Annotated in this window: 14 protein-coding genes, 1 tRNA gene and 1 pseudogene; 7 read left to right on the top strand and 9 right to left on the bottom strand. The window is 55.2% G+C overall.

Annotation, left to right across the window (positions count from 1 at the left end; translation table 11 throughout):
- Positions 1-324 precede the first annotated feature (324 nt).
- Together ACZA91_RS13390 and psb30 are read right to left on the bottom strand one after the other, a co-directional pair.
- On the bottom strand, positions 325-1,206 hold the full coding sequence (locus ACZA91_RS13390; protein ID WP_099532927.1) for a sigma-70 family RNA polymerase sigma factor: 882 nt from the start codon (positions 1,204-1,206) through the stop codon (positions 325-327).
- Positions 1,207-1,776: 570 nt separating this feature from the next.
- Entirely contained in the window at positions 1,777-1,908 is a 132-nt protein-coding gene (gene psb30, locus ACZA91_RS13395) for a photosystem II reaction center protein Ycf12/Psb30 (RefSeq protein ID WP_099532928.1), read from the bottom strand.
- A 420-nt stretch (positions 1,909-2,328) separates the two neighbouring features.
- On the opposite strand from psb30, the gene psbZ reads away from it, so the two are divergent.
- Together psbZ and ribH are read left to right on the top strand one after the other, a co-directional pair.
- Positions 2,329-2,517: a photosystem II reaction center protein PsbZ gene (psbZ, locus tag ACZA91_RS13400; RefSeq protein WP_190355283.1), complete on the top strand. Its 189-nt coding sequence runs from the start codon at positions 2,329-2,331 to the stop codon at positions 2,515-2,517.
- A gap of 185 nt (positions 2,518-2,702) precedes the next feature.
- Entirely contained in the window at positions 2,703-3,248 is a 546-nt protein-coding gene (gene ribH, locus ACZA91_RS13405) for a 6,7-dimethyl-8-ribityllumazine synthase (RefSeq protein WP_099532930.1), read from the top strand.
- 81 nt (positions 3,249-3,329) lie between these two features.
- On the opposite strand, the gene ACZA91_RS13410 is transcribed toward ribH, so the two are convergent.
- The 4 genes from ACZA91_RS13410 to ACZA91_RS13425 form a co-directional block, all read right to left on the bottom strand.
- The gene (locus tag ACZA91_RS13410) at positions 3,330-3,599 is read right to left on the bottom strand and encodes a DUF2103 domain-containing protein (protein WP_242027903.1); all 270 of its coding nucleotides are present in this window, start codon (positions 3,597-3,599) and stop codon (positions 3,330-3,332) included.
- A gap of 143 nt (positions 3,600-3,742) precedes the next feature.
- Complete coding sequence (gene clpS, locus ACZA91_RS13415) at positions 3,743-4,075, bottom strand: ATP-dependent Clp protease adapter ClpS (protein ID WP_099532939.1); 333 nt, start codon at positions 4,073-4,075, stop codon at positions 3,743-3,745.
- A 122-nt stretch (positions 4,076-4,197) separates the two neighbouring features.
- On the bottom strand, positions 4,198-5,442 hold the full coding sequence (locus ACZA91_RS13420; protein WP_463182691.1) for a lipid-A-disaccharide synthase-related protein: 1,245 nt from the start codon (positions 5,440-5,442) through the stop codon (positions 4,198-4,200).
- A gap of 99 nt (positions 5,443-5,541) precedes the next feature.
- Positions 5,542-5,612, bottom strand: a tRNA-Gly gene (locus ACZA91_RS13425).
- 232 nt (positions 5,613-5,844) lie between these two features.
- On the opposite strand from ACZA91_RS13425, the gene ACZA91_RS13430 reads away from it, so the two are divergent.
- The 3 genes from ACZA91_RS13430 (at position 5,845) to ACZA91_RS13440 (ending at position 12,074) form a co-directional block, all read left to right on the top strand.
- Entirely contained in the window at positions 5,845-9,549 is a 3,705-nt protein-coding gene (locus ACZA91_RS13430; protein ID WP_463182693.1) for a CHAT domain-containing protein, read from the top strand.
- A 77-nt stretch (positions 9,550-9,626) separates the two neighbouring features.
- The gene (locus ACZA91_RS13435; RefSeq protein ID WP_463182695.1) at positions 9,627-10,940 is read left to right on the top strand and encodes a tetratricopeptide repeat protein; all 1,314 of its coding nucleotides are present in this window, start codon (positions 9,627-9,629) and stop codon (positions 10,938-10,940) included.
- Positions 10,941-10,949: 9 nt separating this feature from the next.
- On the top strand, positions 10,950-12,074 hold the full coding sequence (locus ACZA91_RS13440) for a tetratricopeptide repeat protein (RefSeq protein ID WP_463182697.1): 1,125 nt from the start codon (positions 10,950-10,952) through the stop codon (positions 12,072-12,074).
- A 128-nt stretch (positions 12,075-12,202) separates the two neighbouring features.
- Here ACZA91_RS13440 and ACZA91_RS13445 read toward each other — a convergent pair whose 3' ends face one another.
- Positions 12,203-12,547, bottom strand: a complete 345-nt coding sequence (locus ACZA91_RS13445) for a HepT-like ribonuclease domain-containing protein (RefSeq protein WP_463182699.1) — start codon at positions 12,545-12,547, stop codon at positions 12,203-12,205.
- Complete coding sequence (mntA, locus tag ACZA91_RS13450; protein ID WP_463182703.1) at positions 12,531-12,869, bottom strand: type VII toxin-antitoxin system MntA family adenylyltransferase antitoxin; 339 nt, start codon at positions 12,867-12,869, stop codon at positions 12,531-12,533. The genes ACZA91_RS13445 and mntA overlap by 17 nt, the downstream gene beginning before the upstream one ends.
- Positions 12,870-13,359: 490 nt before the next feature.
- On the opposite strand from mntA, the pseudogene ACZA91_RS13455 reads away from it, so the two are divergent.
- Both ACZA91_RS13455 and ACZA91_RS13460 read left to right on the top strand, forming a co-directional pair.
- Positions 13,360-13,677: pseudogene (locus tag ACZA91_RS13455) on the top strand (PPC domain-containing protein); the annotation flags it as partial.
- 96 nt (positions 13,678-13,773) lie between these two features.
- Positions 13,774-16,254 carry a CHAT domain-containing protein gene (locus tag ACZA91_RS13460; protein WP_463186442.1) on the top strand — a complete coding sequence of 827 codons (2,481 nt, stop codon included), beginning with the start codon at positions 13,774-13,776 and terminating at the stop codon, positions 16,252-16,254.
- A gap of 17 nt (positions 16,255-16,271) precedes the next feature.
- Here the strand turns inward: ACZA91_RS13460 and ACZA91_RS13465 are convergent, their stop codons facing one another.
- Positions 16,272-17,246, bottom strand: a complete 975-nt coding sequence (locus ACZA91_RS13465) for an aldo/keto reductase (protein ID WP_463182705.1) — start codon at positions 17,244-17,246, stop codon at positions 16,272-16,274.
- Positions 17,247-18,281: the final 1,035 nt, after the last annotated feature.

Raw genomic sequence — 18,281 nt, forward strand, 5'->3', positions numbered from 1 at the left:
GCCAATCCAGCAAATCAAGCGAATCGATCCCCAGCGAATCGATCGACTGGTAAAGCCAGCCCTTGCTACTAGACCTCTTGCACGAATCAGCTCGTTGCCCTCATCCCCCAACCCCTTCGCCCACCTTGGGAGAAGGGGAGCCAGAACTGCTGGGTTACGGCGATCTCGTGGCGGGTGATCAAGTCCCTCTCCCGACTTGGGAGAGGGATTTAGGGTGAGGGTCTTGATTAATGCAAGAGGTCTACTGAATCGACTAAATCGACGGCCTATCCAACACCAGATCCCGCGTATTCTCGCGCATTCCCACGCATTCCCGCGTATCCCCTAGGGCAGCATCGTGGCGGCGGCGGCTCGCATCTTGGAAAGGGCAGTCCGTTCAATTTGGCGAATCCGTTCCCGGGTGAGGTTCAAATCTGCCCCGATCGCCGCCAGTCGGGCATCCCCTTGAATTAAGCCAAACCGCCGCATCACCACCAGTCGCTCCCGTTGATCCAACAGGCCCAGCAGGGTCACCAACGCGGCGCGATCGTCCACCGCATCCAACACATGATCCAGATTCACACTGGCATCGGGAATCAGGTCGATCGCATGGTCAGAATCGCAATGATTCGTCAGCGGCGCATCCAAACTCTTGGGCGGCCGACCATAGGCTAACAACGTCTGCAATTCCGTAACCGTCAGCTCCATCGCCGCCGCCACCTGTGCCGTGGTGGGCGGGTGGCCCAACTGCCCCGACAGTTGAGCCGTCACCTTCCGCACCTTGCGCAGGCGATCGTTCACCTGAATCGGTAGCCGAATCGTCCGGCTTTGGTTGGCCAAGGCCCGCGCCACTGCCTGCCGAATCCACCAAGTGGCATAGGTGCTGAACTTGTAGCCCAAGCGCTCATCAAATTTTTCAGCGGCGCGATCCAGCCCCAAGCTGCCCTCCTGAATCAGATCCAGCAAATCCAGGCCCCGACCGGTGTAGTGCTTGGCAATGGACACCACCAGCCGCAAATTCGCCGCCACCAGCCGCGCCTTGGCCTGCCGCCCTCGCCGGGCGATCGCCTTGGCCCGCGCAGACTGGGGCTGATCTCGATCGCGCAGGGATTGCCAAGCCCGAATGGCCGCACCCAGTTCTCGCTCCTGTTCCGTGGTGAGGAGGGGAATTCGCCCAATTTCCTGCAAATAGACGCGCACCGTGTCAAAGTCAAGGGTTTTACGCATGATCGTGAGTGCTTCTTGCTTGCGACTTGCCGAAAAAGACTGCTAGCAATCCTCAGTCATCCCCAAAGGCAGCTCCAGAGATTGCCCCACAGACATCCTCACAGGCAGCCCCACAGGCAGCCCCGCGAGAACGGTCACTGAGGGACGAGTTTGTAACGACAGCTTGGTTAATAGCGTTCGCTTTGGAGGCGACCTTGATTGGTGACTTCGATTAATGTACAATATTCGTACAAATATCACAAGGCTAAAATCTGCGCAAAAAATCCTCAACGAAAAACCCTCAGCCCAGAATCCTCAGTCCAGAGTCCTCAACGAAGCCGATCGCCCTTGGGGAGAGGGTAGTCATGACTTTGAGCCTGGGTTCGAGCATGTTCAAGGATGGATGTCCTCTCAGCGAGAAGGTAGTGAGCATCGATCGCCCTACTCGCTGGTTGAGCTAGCTAATCACCAAATAAAAAGCGGGAGCCATCATTCACTGGCTCCCGCTCCGTCATCTCTACCAATATTTTTTTTTGCAACAAGTTTTGCAACAAAAAGCTGAGGGGATAGATCATCCCCGCTGGCAAGCTTCTACAGGTTGCCGCCCCGGAAGGCCAAAATAAACACAATCACCGGGCCGGCAATCACTAGAAGTGCCAACGTGGTCAGTTGCCCCACCACCAACCAGTTAATGCCGCCGATCGCATCCGTCAGTGCTTCCATAGTCTTCCCAGTCCCTTTAGGTCTTGAAATCGGTTTTGAGTCGTTTTTGAGTCATTGATGATCTGAGACGCTCTGGATCATGAATGACTCGTTGATGCTCTGATCAGGGTCTGATCATGGGCCGAGTGGCTGGGCCAAGCTGGTTTCTAAGCCAGATGTTGCCACCCATCATTGCGAAAAACCGATTCAATTATCCTACGGTTGGCGACTCGGGAGATTTAAGAAAGTTTACAAAAATCCATCTCGACTCCCATGAAGCGGCTGGGGTTGTCTGCGGGCCGGCCGTGGGCTGGCGAAGTTGACCCGATCGCCCAATCCCCATCGAGCCTGAACGCATCCGTTTGATAGAATATCTCCGTTCGGGCGCTCGCTCGGTGGCATGGCCTGAGCGCGCTGTGTTGGAAAATACGGAAAAATCCTATGACGATCGCCTTTCAACTCGTTCTTTTTGCGCTGGTTGCGTTGTCGTTGATCTTGGTTGTGGGTGTGCCAGTGGCCTATGCACTTCCCCAAAGCTGGGATCGTTCCAAGCCCTTGCTGTACCTGGGTTCCGGTGTTTGGTTCCTGTTGGTGATTGCGGTAGCCGTTTTGAACTTCTTTGTGGCTTAGGGTTCGATCGCAGCCGCTACCACAAGTCAAACCAATACCAATAGCCATTCAAACAGTAGCTCTGAGCCGCTGTGCAAGGTTAAAAGCAAGGTTGATGGGGGCGATCGCTTGCCCCTAATTTGTTTTGGCCAAATTTCTTGGCGAATTGAGTTTCTTGGCCAATTGAGTCCAGTTTTGAGTGCAACATGGCTGTTTTTGAAGGAAGTTTCGATCGCGCTGGATCACAACGATTTGCCATCGTTATTGGCCGCTTTAACGACCTGATCACCAGCAAATTACTGGCCGGTTGCCAAGATTGCCTCAAGCGCCATGGGGTGGATATTGACCCCCAAGGCCGCCAGGTGGACTATGTTTGGGTTCCCGGTAGCTTTGAAATCCCCACCGTTGCCCGCCAATTGGCCCTCAGTCAGCGTTACGATGCCGTGATTTGCCTGGGCGCAGTGATTCGCGGCCAAACGCCGCATTTTGATTACGTTTGCGCAGAAGTTTCTAAGGGAATTGCCGCCGCCAGCTTCCAAACCGGTGTGCCGGTTGTGTTTGGCATTGTCACCACGGACACGATGCAACAGGCGTTGGAGCGGGCAGGCATTAAGAGTAACTTGGGTTGGAACTATGCCATGAGCGCCCTGGAGATGGCGAGTTTGATGGCACAGGTGCGGACTGTGGCTCCGGCGGTTGACGCACCCCCGATCGCCCTAGGATCTTTGCCTCCCACCCTCTCGGAAGCCTAAAACCCCCAAACCCAAATTGTCGCGTGATCAATTGTGGGTTGATCGCGCGATTAATTCATGATTAACCAGCATGAACGGGTATTAACGGGTAACAATTTGCTCGATCGCCTGCTTCAGTTCTTCGGCACTGAGATCCGTGATCACAAAGACTTCTTGAATTGTTTTGCCCTTGCGTGCAATTAACTTGTAGCCGCCTCGGATCGGTACGGAAACTTTGAGCTGTAATTGGGGGCTGTTGCTGCGACCATGGGAGAGCACGGCCGGCGTGATGGTGCTGATGCCTGTCACTTGGGTTAGCTTTTCCAAAATCGGAATCAGCCCATCCAAATGAGTGGAATGGTTCCAAACCAGCCGCCCTGAAGTGGGGGCGGCTTTGGCTTTTTTGGCGTTTTTTGGGGACTGGTCTGGCTCGGGCGATCGGGAATTGGCTTGGGGGGCAGGAATGGCGGCGGTGGGTTGTTTTTTGGATTTTGCCATGACGTTGGGCGCTGAATTTAGGCGCTTTCTAGGGGAGCCATGGTTAGTCCTTCGCGGCTCAGTTGTTGGTGATAGAGTTCTGCTTGTTCTTGGGGGCCAACCCAAACAATGGCTTGTCCTTCGTTATGAATTTGATAGGTTAATTTCCAAGCCCGATCGGTTGTCATATTTGGAATATATTTCGACAAGCAATTGGCGACGTGATTGAAAGTGTTCACGTCGTCATTCAAGACAATTACTTTATAGTTTGGATAGGTTTTGCGGACGGTTTGATCGGTTCGTTCAGGAGTCTTGACCGGGGCTGTGGTGGCAGCCCGATGCAATGGTTGAGGGGCGAGCACAGCAGTCATAGGGGCGATCGAGCGGTAGTTTTGCGGGGACAGAAAGCAGCGATCGGTTGAGCCAAATACGCAATGATCAGACTGATGCAAATTGTAACAAAATGATTTGGATTCGCGGCTCGATCGCGCCACTAGCGATTGCCCGCCCGATTCAATGCCAAATTCAACAATTGCTCGGCAATGCGGCGAGCAGCTCCGGGCGGGCCCAACCGTTGCCGGCCATTATCGATTTTGACCTGCCATTGGGTTGAATCTCGAAGTAATTGCTCGATCGCCCCCGGGAGTTCCGTTGGCTCCTGAATCCAAGTGACGGAGGGGCCCAACAGACGGGTTTGGGCTTCCGCAAAAGCGGGGGTGAATTGGGGCCCGTTGCCCGACAGCGTAATGGCCGGTTTGCCCAAGCCCACCACCTGTTCCGTGGCTGTGCCGGCCGTGGCGATCGCAAAGTGAGCCGCCTTGGCCCAATCCCAAAACCGATCGCTAGCCAGTTCCAACTGGGCCAACTCGTAATGCCATTGTTCCCCGGTGCTCGATCGCCAGCCGGCCTGCTGAAGGGCCTGCTGAAGCGGTGCACGATCGATTCCAGGGGCGATCGCCGCCTGCAACATCACCACCCGTTGGGCCAAATCGGGCCAGGCTTGCAACGCCGTCAACATGCGTCGCCAATTGTCCAGTACCTCTGGAAAACGCGACCCCGGCAACAGCAACACGCGCAAGGCTGACCCCGGCTCCGGCCGAGCGCAATCGGGCAAATCTCCCGTGAAGCCGTCCATCATTGGATTGCCACAGTCAAAGGTGCGATCGGGCAGCCAGCGTCGCAAAATCTGAGCCGTCAGTGTGTCGCGCGGGAACAAACCCCGACAGCGCGATCGCCCCATCAACCACCGTTCCCAGGGCAGATAAACCGAACCCGACCAGCCCTCCCAACGCCGGGCCCCCAAAAACTGCCCTTGACTATCCCGCAGGTAATATTCCGATTTGGCCGTGCCCACAAAGCCATAGGGCGCACCGCTGGCCCAAGCAAACAACAGGGGCACAATGTCACCCACCGCCAACACCAACAGCGGTTCTTTGCTGGTTGCCCGGTGTGTTTGCACCCACTGCCGCACCGATCGCCACTGTTGCCAAGTCAGGCCCACCAGCCCCCCGCGCATGTCCCGCAGCAGTTGGCCCGCATCCATATAAACAAAACCACCCGACGGCAGGGTTTTCACTTCGCCAATAATCGGGATTCCGGCGCGTCGGTAGGCGTTTCCTTCTCCCACCAGTGGCAAAGCGAATCGATCGGGCTGGATGGGCAACTGTGCAAAGGCTTGCAGAATTTGCACCGTGATCGCGTCTTCACCATGGCCATTGCTGATGCACAGAAGCTTCATGGCACGAACCGATCGGTCAGCCGTTTTGGCACAACAACATCCATCAGGATCATTCAGCTCAAAAGACTAGTTAGCTCAAAAAACTAAGCTCAGGATCAAAGCGGGCGGCGGGAATCGAACCCGCAACGACAGTTTGGAAGACTGTAGTTTTACCACTAAACTACGCCCGCGAAGGCTGGTGGTTGGGTTTTTGGCAACCCGGGCAATCATTCTATCAGAGCCAAGGCCGATCGCACCGTCTCCGGTCAATTTAATTTCGGTCTGGCTTTGGCCACCTGATCAGGGGTTGGGCGGTGGTGAATGTTTGGCGGCGGAGAGGCTGGTGCTACGTGATGATGGGGGGCGATCGGGTGGGCTAGGTTAGATTGGCGGTGGCGCGGTTGGTGAGGCGGGGTGAGGGCAATGGCGAACCGGTGGGGCTGGTTGTTGGCGGTGGGGCTGTGGGGCCTGCCGACCATGGCGGCTGCCGAGCCGCCTTTGGTCAGTGGTTTACCAGTGGCGCAAGCAGACCGCAATTCTCCCCAAAAACAGGAAGCCGATCGCCTGTTTCAGCAAGGTATTCAGCAGTTTCAGACCAGTCAATTTCGTGAGGCGCTCCAGTCCTGGGAAGCCGCTTTGCAGATTTATCGCACGCTTCGAGATCGCCAAGGGGAAGCCGATTCCCTGATCAATCTGGGCAGTGCCTACGGTTCCCTCGGGCAAGTCCAGCAGGCGATCAACTTTTACGAGCAATCCCTGGCGATCCAACGCGAGATCGGTGATCGCCAAGGGGAATCCGCCTCCTTGGGCAATCTGAGCGTTGTCTACTCTTCCCTAGGGCAATACCAGCGGGCGATCAACTTTCACGAACAACACCGAGTGATCGCCCACGAGATTGGTGACCGCAAAGGAGAAGCCAACGCTTTGAGCGGTTTAGGTCTTGCCTACTATTCTCTCGGGCAATACCAGCGGGCAATCAACTTTCACGAGCAATCCCTGACGATCCAACGCGAGATCGGAGATCGTCAAGGAGAAGCCAACACCCTGGGCAATCTGGGCGGTGCCTACTATTCTCTCGGGCAATACCAGCGGGCAATCAACTTTTACGAGCAATCCCTGGCGATCAATCGCGAGATCGGTAATCGCCAAGGAGAAGCCGCCTCCCTAGGCAATCTAGGCAGTGCCTACCTTACCCTCGGGCAATACCAGCGGGCGATCAACTTTCACGAGCAATCCCTGGCGATCAATCGCGAGATCGGTAATCGCCAAGGAGAAGCCGCCTCCCTAGGCAATCTAGGCAGTGCCTACCGTACCCTCGGGCAATTCCAGCAGGCGATCGACTTTCACGAGCAATCCCTGGCAATCCAACGCACGATCGGTGATCGAAATGGAGAAGCTAACTCCCTGGACAATCTGGGTATTGCCTACCAATATCTCGGGCAATACCAGCGGGCGATCAACTTTCACGAGCAATCCCTGGCAATCAATCGCGAGATCGGTGATCGAAATGGAGAAGCTGGCTCCCTGAACAATCTAGGCAATGCCTACTATTCCCTCGGGCAATACCAGCGGGCGATTGACTTTCACGAGCAATCCCTGGCGATCCAACGCGAGATCGGCGATCGCAATGGAGAAGCCAACGCCCTGGGCAATCTGGGCAATGCCTACAACTCTCTCGGGCAATATCAGCGGGCGATCAACTTTTACGAGCAATCCCTGGCGATCAATCGCGAGATCGGCGATCGCAAAGGAGAAGCCAACGCCCTGGGCAATCTGGGCAATGCCTACTATTCCCTCGGGCAATTCCAGCGGGCGATCGACTTTCACGAGCAATCCCTGGCGATCAAACGCGAGATCGGCGATCGCGAAGGAGAAGCCGCCTCCCTGGGTAATCTGGGCCTTGCCTACCAATCCCTCGGGCAATACCAGCAGGCGATCGACTTTCACGAGCAACACCGGGCGATCGCTCGCGAGATCGGCGATCGCCAAGGAGAAGCCAGCTCCCTGGGCAATCTGGGTCTTACATACTATTATCTCGGGCAATACCAGCGGGCGATTGACTTTTACGAGCAATCCCTAGCGATCACACGCGAGATCGGCGATCGCAATGGAGAAGCCACAGTCCTGGGCAATCTGGGCAATGCCTACTTTTCCCTCGGGCAATACCAGCGGGCGATCAACTTTCACGAGCAATCCCTGGTGATCACACGCGAGATCGGCGATCGCAATGGAGAAGCCACAGTCCTGGGCAATCTGGGCAATGCCTACTTTTCCCTCGGGCAATACCAGCGGGCGATCGACTTTCACGAGCAATCCCTGGCAATCCAACGCGAGATCGGTGATCGCCAAGGAGAAGCCAGCTCCCTGGTCAATCTGGGCAGTGCCTACCTTTCCCTCGGGCAAGTCCAGCGGGCGATCGAGTTCTATCAACAAGCTTTAGCCTTAGCCCAATCGGTTGGTAGTCGTTACGTTCAGGAACAGGTTTTAGGAAACTTAGGCACAGCATTTCAAGCGCAAGGGCAAACTGAAGCGGCGATCGCCTTTTATAAGCAGTCCGTCAACGTCACCGAAAGCATTCGCCAAGACATTCGCGGACTCGATCGCACCCTCCAACAGTCCTACACCGACAGCGTTGCTGACACCTACCGCGACCTCGCCAATTTGTTAATTAATCAAGGGCGATTTGTGCAAGCCGAGCGAGTCCTTGACTTGCTAGCCATTCAAGAACTCAGCAACTATGACCCAGCCAATCGAGCCACCATCGATCCATTGGGAAAAATTCAATTTACCCAAGACGAACAAACCATCCTTGACAAACACAACAGCATCATCGAATTTGCTCAAAAATTAGCCGCCTGCAAGAGCAATTGCAGCGAACTGCAACAGCAATACACCAAACTCACCCAGGAATTTCAACGGGCCGTAGCCCAAATTGCGGAACAGGCTCGCACACGGGAAGAACGCGGCACTCAAGACCCCGAAGAACTGCGAACCGGCGCGGCCGAAGTGGTGAAACAACAACCGGGAACGGTCGTGATTCAAACGATCGTGCAGCGCCCTGAAGAAACCACCGATAAACGTGGTCGTTTGTGGTTGCTTTGGGTCACGGCGGGCGAAGTTGCCAACTTCCGAGAAGTAATTTTGCCCAGTGACTTTCGGCAGACCGTGTTTGAATTTCGTCGCGCCTTAACCCGGACTGATACCGACCCCGCCACCCTGAAAGCATTGGGTCGAAAACTCTATGGCTGGCTGATTAAACCCCTCGAATCCGAACTGAAACCCAACGACATTAAACATCTGATTTTTCGGCTCGATCGGGAATTGCGCTACATTCCCATGGCCACTTTGCACGATGGCGACAGCTACTTAATTGAAAAATACAGCGTCGCCAATTTTGTCACTTTGGGCGATCTGGATCTGACCGATCGCCTCGATATCCCCGATCGCACCCGGATTGCTGCCTTTGGACGCACCACAGGCAATGACCAGTTCAAACCCCTGCCCTATGTGGCCGATGAAGTAGACGCGATCGTCCGAGAAGTCGATCGCCCCGATCCCCAAGGCGGCTTCTATCCCGGCTCTAGCTATTTGAATGACGGCTTCACGCGCGATCGACTGGAAACCAGCTTGCTGAACCAGAACCGAATTTTGCACCTAGCAACCCACGGCAGTTTCAGCCCATTCAGTGCAGACAACTCCTTTCTGCTCCTAGGCCAGAAGGATGAACAAATTTCACTGACACAAGTCGAAGAACTGCGCGGCTTGGTTAATTTGCATTTGGTGGTGCTGTCAGCCTGCGAAACAGCCTTAACCGGCGACCCAGATGAAACAGGACTGCGCGGGGCCGACGGTCGAGAAATCAACAGCTTGGCCTATTCCTTCACCCGAGCCAAACGCGCAAAAGCGATCCTAGCCAGCCTGTGGAACGTGAACGATCGCTCCACCAGTCTGCTGATGCGGGAGTTCTATCGCCGCCTCGCCGCCGACCCCAAGCTGACCAAAGCCGAAGCCCTGCGCCAATCCCAAATCGCCTTTTTGAAAGGGGAGTTGACCCGATCGGGCGACGTAGACAACCCCGCCCACCCGTTCTATTGGTCGCCCTTCGTCCTCACGGGCAATAGCTGGTGAACCACAGTGGGGATGAGGGGTGCGATCGCCCCAACCCAGCGGCTAGATTGTGGCCAGGTGTTCTGCAATTTTGGTTCATGAAGTCCTGGCCGCCGTTGACTGACTATCGCCGCGCGTTGGATCGGTTGCCGATCGACCGGCCGTTGACCCCAGAGGAAGCGATCGAACTGCTGGAATTGCGCGATCGGGTGGCGGCGGAACTGGCCCAGACTCCCGATCGGCTCACTCCGGCACTGGGGCGGCAATTGTGGTGGTTGGATCTCCAATTGCGCGGCTGGAGCGATCGGCTTCTGGCGGCGTTGGAGTCTGCGCCTGCCGATCGCCAATCCGAGGTCGATCGCCTGGTGTATGCGCGATCGCTCACCCCCAGTTCCCAGCGGTGGGAGCGGTTCGACCCATTTGCCAATGTGCTGAGTGCGGTCTTTTTGACCGGCTCGACGGGCTTGATTGTGGATATCGCCGCCAAGTTTTTTGTGCCGGGGGTGGATTTGTTTGGCTCGTTGGCCGTCGCAGGGCAAAGCGCGATCGCCCTGGTGACCGGCCGCACGCTGGTGACGGAAACGGGCCAAACCTGGCTGAAACGGTGGCTGATTAACCGAGGCATTGGCGATCGCTACTGGCAAGAGGCGGGCTGCTTGGGTTCCTTGGTGCTGTTGGGGGTACTGATTACGGTGCGTCAGGTGGGATTTCCGTTGCTGGCGGAACAATACACCCGCTGGGGCGAAAAAGCCTACAAAGACAACCGCCTGGCCACGGCGGGGGAATGTTATGAGCGGGCGCTGCTGTTTCAGTCTGAGGCGATCGAGACGCGCTACCTGGCAGGGCGCTTGGCCGATGAAGTCAGCGAACCGGAACAAGCCCAACAGCACTATCGATTAGTCCTCAAAAATCCGCCGGAGAAAACCGCCAGCTCGGAAGATTGGCAATTTTATTTGCAAGCGGCGAGCAACTTGTCGCGGCTGTATCTGTTGAAAAAAGACCCGGAACAGGCGGCGGTGATTGCTCAGTTGGCGCTGCGGGCTAGCGCACCCATGCCCAAGGATCCTGCCTTGGACGATGGGCTTTATGGTCTCTATAAAAATCTCGGTTGGGCCCGGTTTGCCCGGGGGCGCTACGAGGAGGCAGAATCGTGGCTAGAAAAGGCGATCGCCCTGGAACCTTTCATCAACCGCTCCGATCGCGCCGCCGCGGCCCATTGCCTGATAGCCAAAACCTTGGATGGGTTGCAGGACTATCGATCGGCCTTGCCCCATTGGGAACGGTGCGCCAACGACGCGGCCCAACTGGGCACACCGGAAGGCGATGCCTGGCAAGGGCAAGCGGGCGATCGGCTCGACCAGCCCAACGCCAAGCCGCCGAAATCTGCTAATCTCGCCAATTCTGCGTACTAGCTCACAACCATGATTCGACCTCGCCTGTTGTTGCTGACCGGTTGCTTGCTGAGTGCGATCGCCGCGATCGCCCCAGGCCATCCCGCGATCGCCCAAACCAGCTACAGCCTCGAAAGCTGGCAAGGGGATGTGAGATTGATGCGATCGGGGCAGCGAGAACAGCGACTCACGCGCCAAACCGGGCGACGGTTGGACGCGACCGATCAGTTGCGGCTCCAGGGGCGGCGCAGTTGGGCCAATGTGCGCTGTCCGCAGGGATTGGTGCCCTGGAATGAAGTGCGCCAATCGCGATCGGTGGCGGAGATTTGCGACCCATCCGGTGCGCCTAGCCCAAGCGCGAGAACTCGCGACGGCGACTCGGAATTGTTGGCGATCGCAACTTGTAAGTTTGTCCCCAAAACCTACTTTCTGCCTCGGATAGAGTCGTTTTCCTGGCCCAGGGTGGACAATGCCCGCCGCTATCGGGTGGAATGGGTCGATCTCGATCGAGAGGTGGTGATTTGGCAAACTAGCACCACCGCCACCCAACTGCGCTATGGCGGCCCCCGCTTAACCGGTCGGCGCTATGGCTTGCGGGTAACGGCGATCGGCGCGAACAATCAGCCCATCAACACCTACACCTTGAATCACGTTTTGCCCCTGCCCAATGAGTCAGCCCAAACATTTGCGAGCGATTGGACGGAAGTGACGGGCGATCGCACCCTGATGCCCGATGGCCAGCGCTGGGCCCGGGTGGATTTGGCCCTGTCGGTCAGTCGGACGGAGATCGATCCGGAGCTGTGGTGGACGGTGGTGCAGGAACTGTCGCCGGAAGCCGACACCAGAAATCCCACGGCGCATATGCGCTTGGCGTTGGCCTATTTGCACCTGAATCGGGGCACGGAGGCGCAATGGATGGCGCGGCGGGCCTTGGCTGCAATAGGGCGATCGCCTTCAGCGGCGCGGGCTGAGGCGTTGATCATGTTGGCGAAGGCTTCGACGGTGATTAACGACCATCCCGAAGCGATGCGGGCGATTACGGAGGCGCGATCGATCTATCAAGGGCTATCAGAAACCAGCCAAGTAGAGGCGATCGATATGGTGACTGAAGACCTCCGCGATCGCGCCACCACGCCTTGCAACCAATCGCAGTGATCGCCTTGGCTAGACTGGGAGTGAGCAGCATTTGCGGAGGATGCCTATGTCTGTTTCGACTGCGATCGCCTCGTCGTCTGATCCGGTGATTGATTCAGAGGCTGGGGCGATCGAACGAATCGTATGTTTTAGGTCAGTTGGTCGATTAATGACTGAATAGGAATTCTGAGTTCAGGAATGTCTTGAGTAGCTGTGAGCCAGACTGTTTCAAGATCAACACCAAAATAGTGATGAATCAACTTATCTCTCATGCCTGCCATTTGACTCCAAGGAATTGACGATTGTTGATCCCGTAATTCCAATGAAATCTGCTTGGTTGCTTCGCCAATAATCTCCAGTTGACGAATTACACCATCTTGAATCAGTGAATTTTTCAAAAACTTTTCTTTGTCAATTCTTTGCAAATAGAGACTGATTTTCTGAATGGCATCGAGAATGTGTTGCAAATAAATCGAGTCATTGAATTTTTTCATGATTTACAAAGTCTAATTTTTGAGAATCTTGATTTGCGTCGTAAATAATCTTTAATTCGCTCAGAATATCATTTCGGAGATAGGGAGAAATTGCGCCTTCGGTGAGGAGATCAACTGGGCGATCGAGGGCGGCGGTGAGTGCTTGTTCGAGGGCAATACAAGCTAACAAGCTAGTGGGGCGATCGAATGTCACCACTAAGTCGATGTCGCTGCTGTCGGTGGCTTCGCCTCGGGCCATGGAACCAAACAGACCGATTTTGCAAACATGGTGCGCTTGGCAAAGGGTGATCAGGCGATCGACATCAAAGGGCAAGGGCAGCATGGGGCGATCGAGCAGGGTGGTTGCTGTCTAGTGTATCGGGCGGGAAATGGCAGCGGCTAGACTAGGAGTGAGCAGGAGTGTGAGTATCTTGTTAATTGGGCTGATTGTCTCGATCAGTGATGAGTTGCTGTAGGGAAATTTTCTGGGCTGGAGCGATTGACTCGTTAGGTGGCTTTTGAGCGATTTGAGTCTCGATCTCTTCGAGGGAAAGAATTGGTAATTCAAAGGCTTCTTTGAACCATTGAATGAGTTGCAATAGGTCTTCGGCGGAGGAGCCAACAACAGTGACGGGGGCTGGACTAATTTTGAGAATTTGGTGGTTGCGATCGCAGAAGATTTCGCGGATGGAGTGGCGACCTTGGCGATCTCGGAAGACTCGATAAGTTCAAAGCATCGTTTAGTCTCTTATTGATGGTGATGGCTGGTGGCTGTGGCACTGCTAATGATCGATAGGTTAGATTGTCGGCGGTGGCGTTGGTGAGGCGGGGCAATGGTGAAGCGGTGGGGATTGGTGGGGGCGTTGGGGGCGTGGTTGTGGGCTTGTCCGGTGGGGGCGCTGGAGTCGCGGACGGTTCAAGGGGAGCTGACAACAGAGGATAGAAAAGCGGGTGACAAGTTTGTTGATTTGTATCAGTTTTCTGGCCAGGCAGGTGAAAAAGTAGCAATTGAGGCAAAAAGTAAGAATTTTGATACATTTATTTTTTTATTTGATTCGACTGCTAAAGATTTAGCGACTGACAATAATAGTTCTGATGGTACTAACTCATTGCTGGTTTTTGAATTGCCGACAACAGGTCAGTATTTCATTGCAGTCAGTTCGGCTATCCCCAAGCAGCTTGGGAAATATGAACTGAGTTGGAGAGCGGCAACACAAGCAGATGAGTGGCGAGTTGAAGCGAGTCGATTGAACTTAGCCGCTCGACAATTACAAGATCGCAGTCAAAATCAAGAGGCTTTACCGCTATTTCAAAAAGCCTATGAACTTTATCGACTAGCGCAAGATCGCGCGGGTGAGGGCACCACCCTCAACAACATCGGCGGGGTTTACAAAAGTCTGGGTCAATACCCGGAAGCACTGGAGCAGTACCGCCAAGCCCTGGCGATTCTCAAAGAAGTGGGCGATCGCGCGGGCGAGGGCATCATCCTCAACAACATCGGCTTGGTTTACGACAATTTGGGTGAATACCCGCAAGCGCTGGAGCAGTTCCGCCAAGCCCTAGCAATTCTCAAGGAAGTGGGCGATCGTGCAGGTGAAGGCGCAACCCTCAACAACATCGGCGCGGTTTACCAAGATTTGGGTGAATACCCGCAAGCGCTGGAGCATTACCGCCGAGCACTGGCGATTCTCAAAGAAGTGGGCGATCGCGCAACCGAAGGCACAACCCTCAACAACATCGGCTTGGTTTACGACAATTTGGGTCAATACCCGCAAGCACTGGATCAGTTCCGCCAAGCGCAGGCGATTCTCAAAGAAGTGGGCGATCGCGCAACCGAAGGCACAACCCTCAACAACATCGGCTTGGTTTACGACAATTTGGGTCAATACCCGCAAGCCCTGGAGCATTACCAACAAGCGCTGGTGATTAGTAAGGAAGTGGGCGATCGCGCGGTCGAAGGCGCAACCCTCAACAACATCGGCGCGGTTTACCGAAGCTTGGGTCAATATCCGAAAGCGCTGGAGCAGTTCCGCCAAGCCCTGGCGATTGTCGAAGAAGTGGGCGATCGCGCAGGAGAAGGCACAACTCTCAACAACATCGGTTTTGTGCTCGCAGCCCAACAGCAACCGATCGCGGCGATCGCCCTATTTAAGAAATCCGTTGATGTTTACGAAGCCATTCGCAAAGATAACCGCGCCCTTAGCCCAGAACAACAGAAATCCTACACCGAAAAAGTGGCTGGCACTTATCGAGAACTCGCCAATTTATTGATTAATCAAGGGCGATTTTCAGAAGCCGAGCGCGTTCTTGATTTGTTGGTGATCCAAGAACTCAGTAACTACAACCAAGGCACAAGAGCCACCGTCAGCGAACTGGGAACCATCAGCTTCACGGACGGCGAAAAAGCCATTCTGGATAAGCACAATGGAATCACTGACTTTGCCCAAAAATTAGCCGCCTGCAACAGTAATTGCAACGACTTGCAACAGCAATACGACAAACTCACCCAGGAATTTCAACAGGCCGTAGCCCAAGTTGCTGAACAAGTTCGCCAACGCAAAGAACGCGGCATCCAAGACCCCGAAGAACTGCGAACCGCTGCGGCCGAAGTGGTGAACCAACAGCCGGGCACGATCGTGATTCAAACGATCGTGCAGCGCCCCAGCGAAACCCCCGACAAACGCGGCCGCCTGTGGGTGCTGTGGACAACCCAAGGCGAAGTCGCCAACTTTCGCGAGGTGATGTTGCCCAGTGATTTTCAGAAAACGGTGTTTGAATTTCGCCGCGCCTTGTCGTCAGCAGACACCGACCCCAACACCACCCAACAACTGGGACGAAAACTCTATGACTGGGTGATTAAACCCCTCGAATCCGAACTGAAAGCCAACGACATTAAACATCTGATTTTTCGGCTCGATCGGGAATTGCGCTACATCCCCATGGCCGCCTTGCACGATGGCGACAGCTACTTAGTCGAAAAATACAGCGTCGCCAACTTCGTCACCCTGGGCGATTTGAATAAAACCGATCGCCTCAAACCACCCGACCAAAGCCGAATCGCCGCCTTTGGACGCACCACGGGCCATGGCCAGTTCAAACCCCTACCCCATGTGGCTGATGAAGTCGATGCGATCGTCCGGGAAGTCGATCGCCCCGATCCCCAAGGTGGCTTCTATCCCGGCTCCAGCTACTTGAATGACGGCTTCACGCGCGATCGCCTGCAAGCCAGCCTATTCAACAACCGGATTCTGCACCTGGCCACCCACGGCCGCTTCAGCCCCACCAATGCAGCCAATTCAGCACTGTTGTTGGGCCAGGGGAACAATGAGCTGTTGTTGCCGGAAGTCGAAACCCTGCGCGGCTTGGGCAACGTGCATTTGGTGGTGCTGTCAGCCTGCGAAACGGCCTTAACCGGCGACCCCGACGAAACAGGACTGCGCGGGGCTGATGGTCGAGAAATCAACAGCTTGGCCTATTCCTTCACCCGGGGCGATCGCGCCAAGGCAATCCTAGCCAGCCTGTGGAACGTGAACGATCGCTCCACCAGCCTGCTGATGCGGGAGTTCTATCGCCGCCTCGCCGCCGACCCCAAACTGACCAAAGCCGAAGCCTTGCGCCAAGCCCAAGTCGCCTTTTTGCAAGGGGAACTGACCCGATCGGGCGAGGTGAACCAGCCCGCCCACCCGTTCTACTGGTCGCCCTTTGTGCTCACGGGCAATAGCTGGTGAGGATCGAGCAGCAACCACTATCGCGACTGGAAAATGTTTTGCACCATCACCCGATCGAGGCCCGCCGCCACCCGATCGAGTTCGGCCACTTCGCCCGCATCCAGCAACCAGCCGATCGCCCCTGTGTTTTCCTTGGCCTGAATCAGGGATTTGGCCCCAGGAATTGGCATAGCGCCCTTGGCGATGCACCAATTCAGCGCCACTTGGGTGATGGTTTTGGCCCTTGCTTGGGCGATCACTCCCAGGCAATCGAGCAAGGGTTGCAGTCCCGGTAATAGTTGCCGAAACAGTACCCCGCGAATTCCCTTGGGGAGGGTCGTTTGGGGGTTGTATTTACCCGTGAGCAAACCCAACCCCAGAGGGCTGTAGGCAATCAGTTTGATGCCCAATTCATCGCAGGTGTCCTTCAGTCCTAACTCCGTGACCGGGTAGGTGGACAGCAAGGAATATTGCACTTGCAACGTGGCGATCGGGATGCCGCGTTCTTGGAATCGGCGGTGAACCTGTCGTAACCGCTGGGGGCCAAAGTTCGAGAGGCCCACGCCGCGCACCAGTCCTTGTTCATGAAGGTCGCACAGCCCATCCAGCAGGGCCCATTCTTGCCAGGGAGCATAGTTGGCCGTTGACCAGTGCAGTTGGGCCAAGTCCACTCGCCCCAGGCGCTTGGCTGAAGCTGCACAGGCCCTGACCATGGATCCCCGGGTCAGTCGCCAAGGATAGGCCGCGAGTTTGGTGGCCAAACAGAGGCGATCGCCCTGAGGGCCCTGATAGTCCCGGGCAAACTGCCCCAAAAGTTGCTCACTGCGGCCGTTCAGCCGTCCCGTGCCGTAGGAATCGCCCGTGTCAAACAGCGTCACGCCGGCCGCCACACAGTGGTTAAACACCTGCTGCAACTCGCTGTCCATGGTTTCGTCATAACCCCAGAGCAGCCGGTTGCCCCAAGCCCAAGTGCCGCAACCCATCACGGGCAGGGCGATCGCCGAATTCTGCATGAGTCCGAGTCTGTTGACATCCTCCCCATCCTAAAGGAGTGGGGATTCTGGCCCTAGACCAACAACCGAAGTGGTTCGGCGAGACTATCGGTTGATGCTATCCCGTTTGATCCGACTCAGCACCCCCCACGGTTAAGCTTAATCATCGTCTCCTGGGAGTTGTCCCCTAGGCGATTTCTTGGACTCCGGTTGGGCATATTAAAGGTAAGGGACGATCGGAATCTTGTCCGTTTGGGAAAGGAACTGGGTTCGATCGGGCGATCCCCATCAGGAGCCGGTTTTGTGAACCTGCCTGGTTCGTCTCCTGGCGTTGCTGGTTTGACCCGGGCGCTGGGTCTGCCGACTCGATCGGCTGGTCTGGAGGATGATCGAGTCATCTGACCGAAAATGCTCAGTATTTTCAGGGATTTCAGCGGGGTCAATTAAGCTTGAGCGCCCTAGCTGAGCCTATCGATGTTTGAGCGATTTCGCCCCTAGTGAATTGATGGTTGAGTAATGAAAACCAAAGTTCTTGAATGTATAAAATGCGTCTTGAAACTCAATTGGGTTTAAGATTTTCGTCAATTTTCTGATCTGCACTATAAATTTCTCGATTTCGGGTTTCAGTTCCCTAAAATACCCTTTGGTTCTGATCGAAAATATTAATGTAATTTAACAAGAAAGTAATTGCTAATTTTTGTGGCAAGGACGGCTATCAAAGTTTGCTAATTTTTGTTTAAAAGGATAATAAGATAATCTCGGCATTTCTGGGATTTAGGGCTTATCGCTAAGACTATGGCTACTAACTTGCTCGTGGACGCAGAAGCGGATCAAGCCATTATGCGACATCCAATCCAGGTTGAATTGGACACGAGCCTTTGGGATGCCGTTGGGCAAATGTATCAAAATTGCCGATCCTGCTCTCTGAATGCACAAGATCATGATCATCATCGCCCTATTATCCATCTCGAATTTTCTCATCAAGAACTAACTGCCAACTCTACCCATTCAAAGAATAGTTGGCCAGCGGATGATATCTTGGCAACGCATGTTTCA

The sequence above is a fragment of the Limnothrix sp. CMB-01 genome (assembly GCF_055193175.1).

What these genes read in the sequence shown, in the direction of transcription:
- ACZA91_RS13390 (WP_099532927.1), bottom strand. Translation starts at nt 1,206, where the DNA reads ATGCGTAAAACCCTTGACTTTGACACGGTGCGCGTCTATTTGCAGGAA.
- psb30 (WP_099532928.1), bottom strand. Translation starts at nt 1,908, where the DNA reads ATGGAAGCACTGACGGATGCGATCGGCGGCATTAACTGGTTGGTGGTG.
- psbZ (WP_190355283.1), top strand. Translation starts at nt 2,329, where the DNA reads ATGACGATCGCCTTTCAACTCGTTCTTTTTGCGCTGGTTGCGTTGTCG.
- ribH (WP_099532930.1), top strand. Translation starts at nt 2,703, where the DNA reads ATGGCTGTTTTTGAAGGAAGTTTCGATCGCGCTGGATCACAACGATTT.
- clpS (WP_099532939.1), bottom strand. Translation starts at nt 4,075, where the DNA reads ATGACTGCTGTGCTCGCCCCTCAACCATTGCATCGGGCTGCCACCACA.
- ACZA91_RS13420 (WP_463182691.1), bottom strand. Translation starts at nt 5,442, where the DNA reads ATGAAGCTTCTGTGCATCAGCAATGGCCATGGTGAAGACGCGATCACG.
- ACZA91_RS13430 (WP_463182693.1), top strand. Translation starts at nt 5,845, where the DNA reads ATGGCGAACCGGTGGGGCTGGTTGTTGGCGGTGGGGCTGTGGGGCCTG.
- ACZA91_RS13435 (WP_463182695.1), top strand. Translation starts at nt 9,627, where the DNA reads ATGAAGTCCTGGCCGCCGTTGACTGACTATCGCCGCGCGTTGGATCGG.
- ACZA91_RS13440 (WP_463182697.1), top strand. Translation starts at nt 10,950, where the DNA reads ATGATTCGACCTCGCCTGTTGTTGCTGACCGGTTGCTTGCTGAGTGCG.
- ACZA91_RS13445 (WP_463182699.1), bottom strand. Translation starts at nt 12,547, where the DNA reads ATGAAAAAATTCAATGACTCGATTTATTTGCAACACATTCTCGATGCC.
- mntA (WP_463182703.1), bottom strand. Translation starts at nt 12,869, where the DNA reads ATGCTGCCCTTGCCCTTTGATGTCGATCGCCTGATCACCCTTTGCCAA.
- ACZA91_RS13465 (WP_463182705.1), bottom strand. Translation starts at nt 17,246, where the DNA reads ATGCAGAATTCGGCGATCGCCCTGCCCGTGATGGGTTGCGGCACTTGG.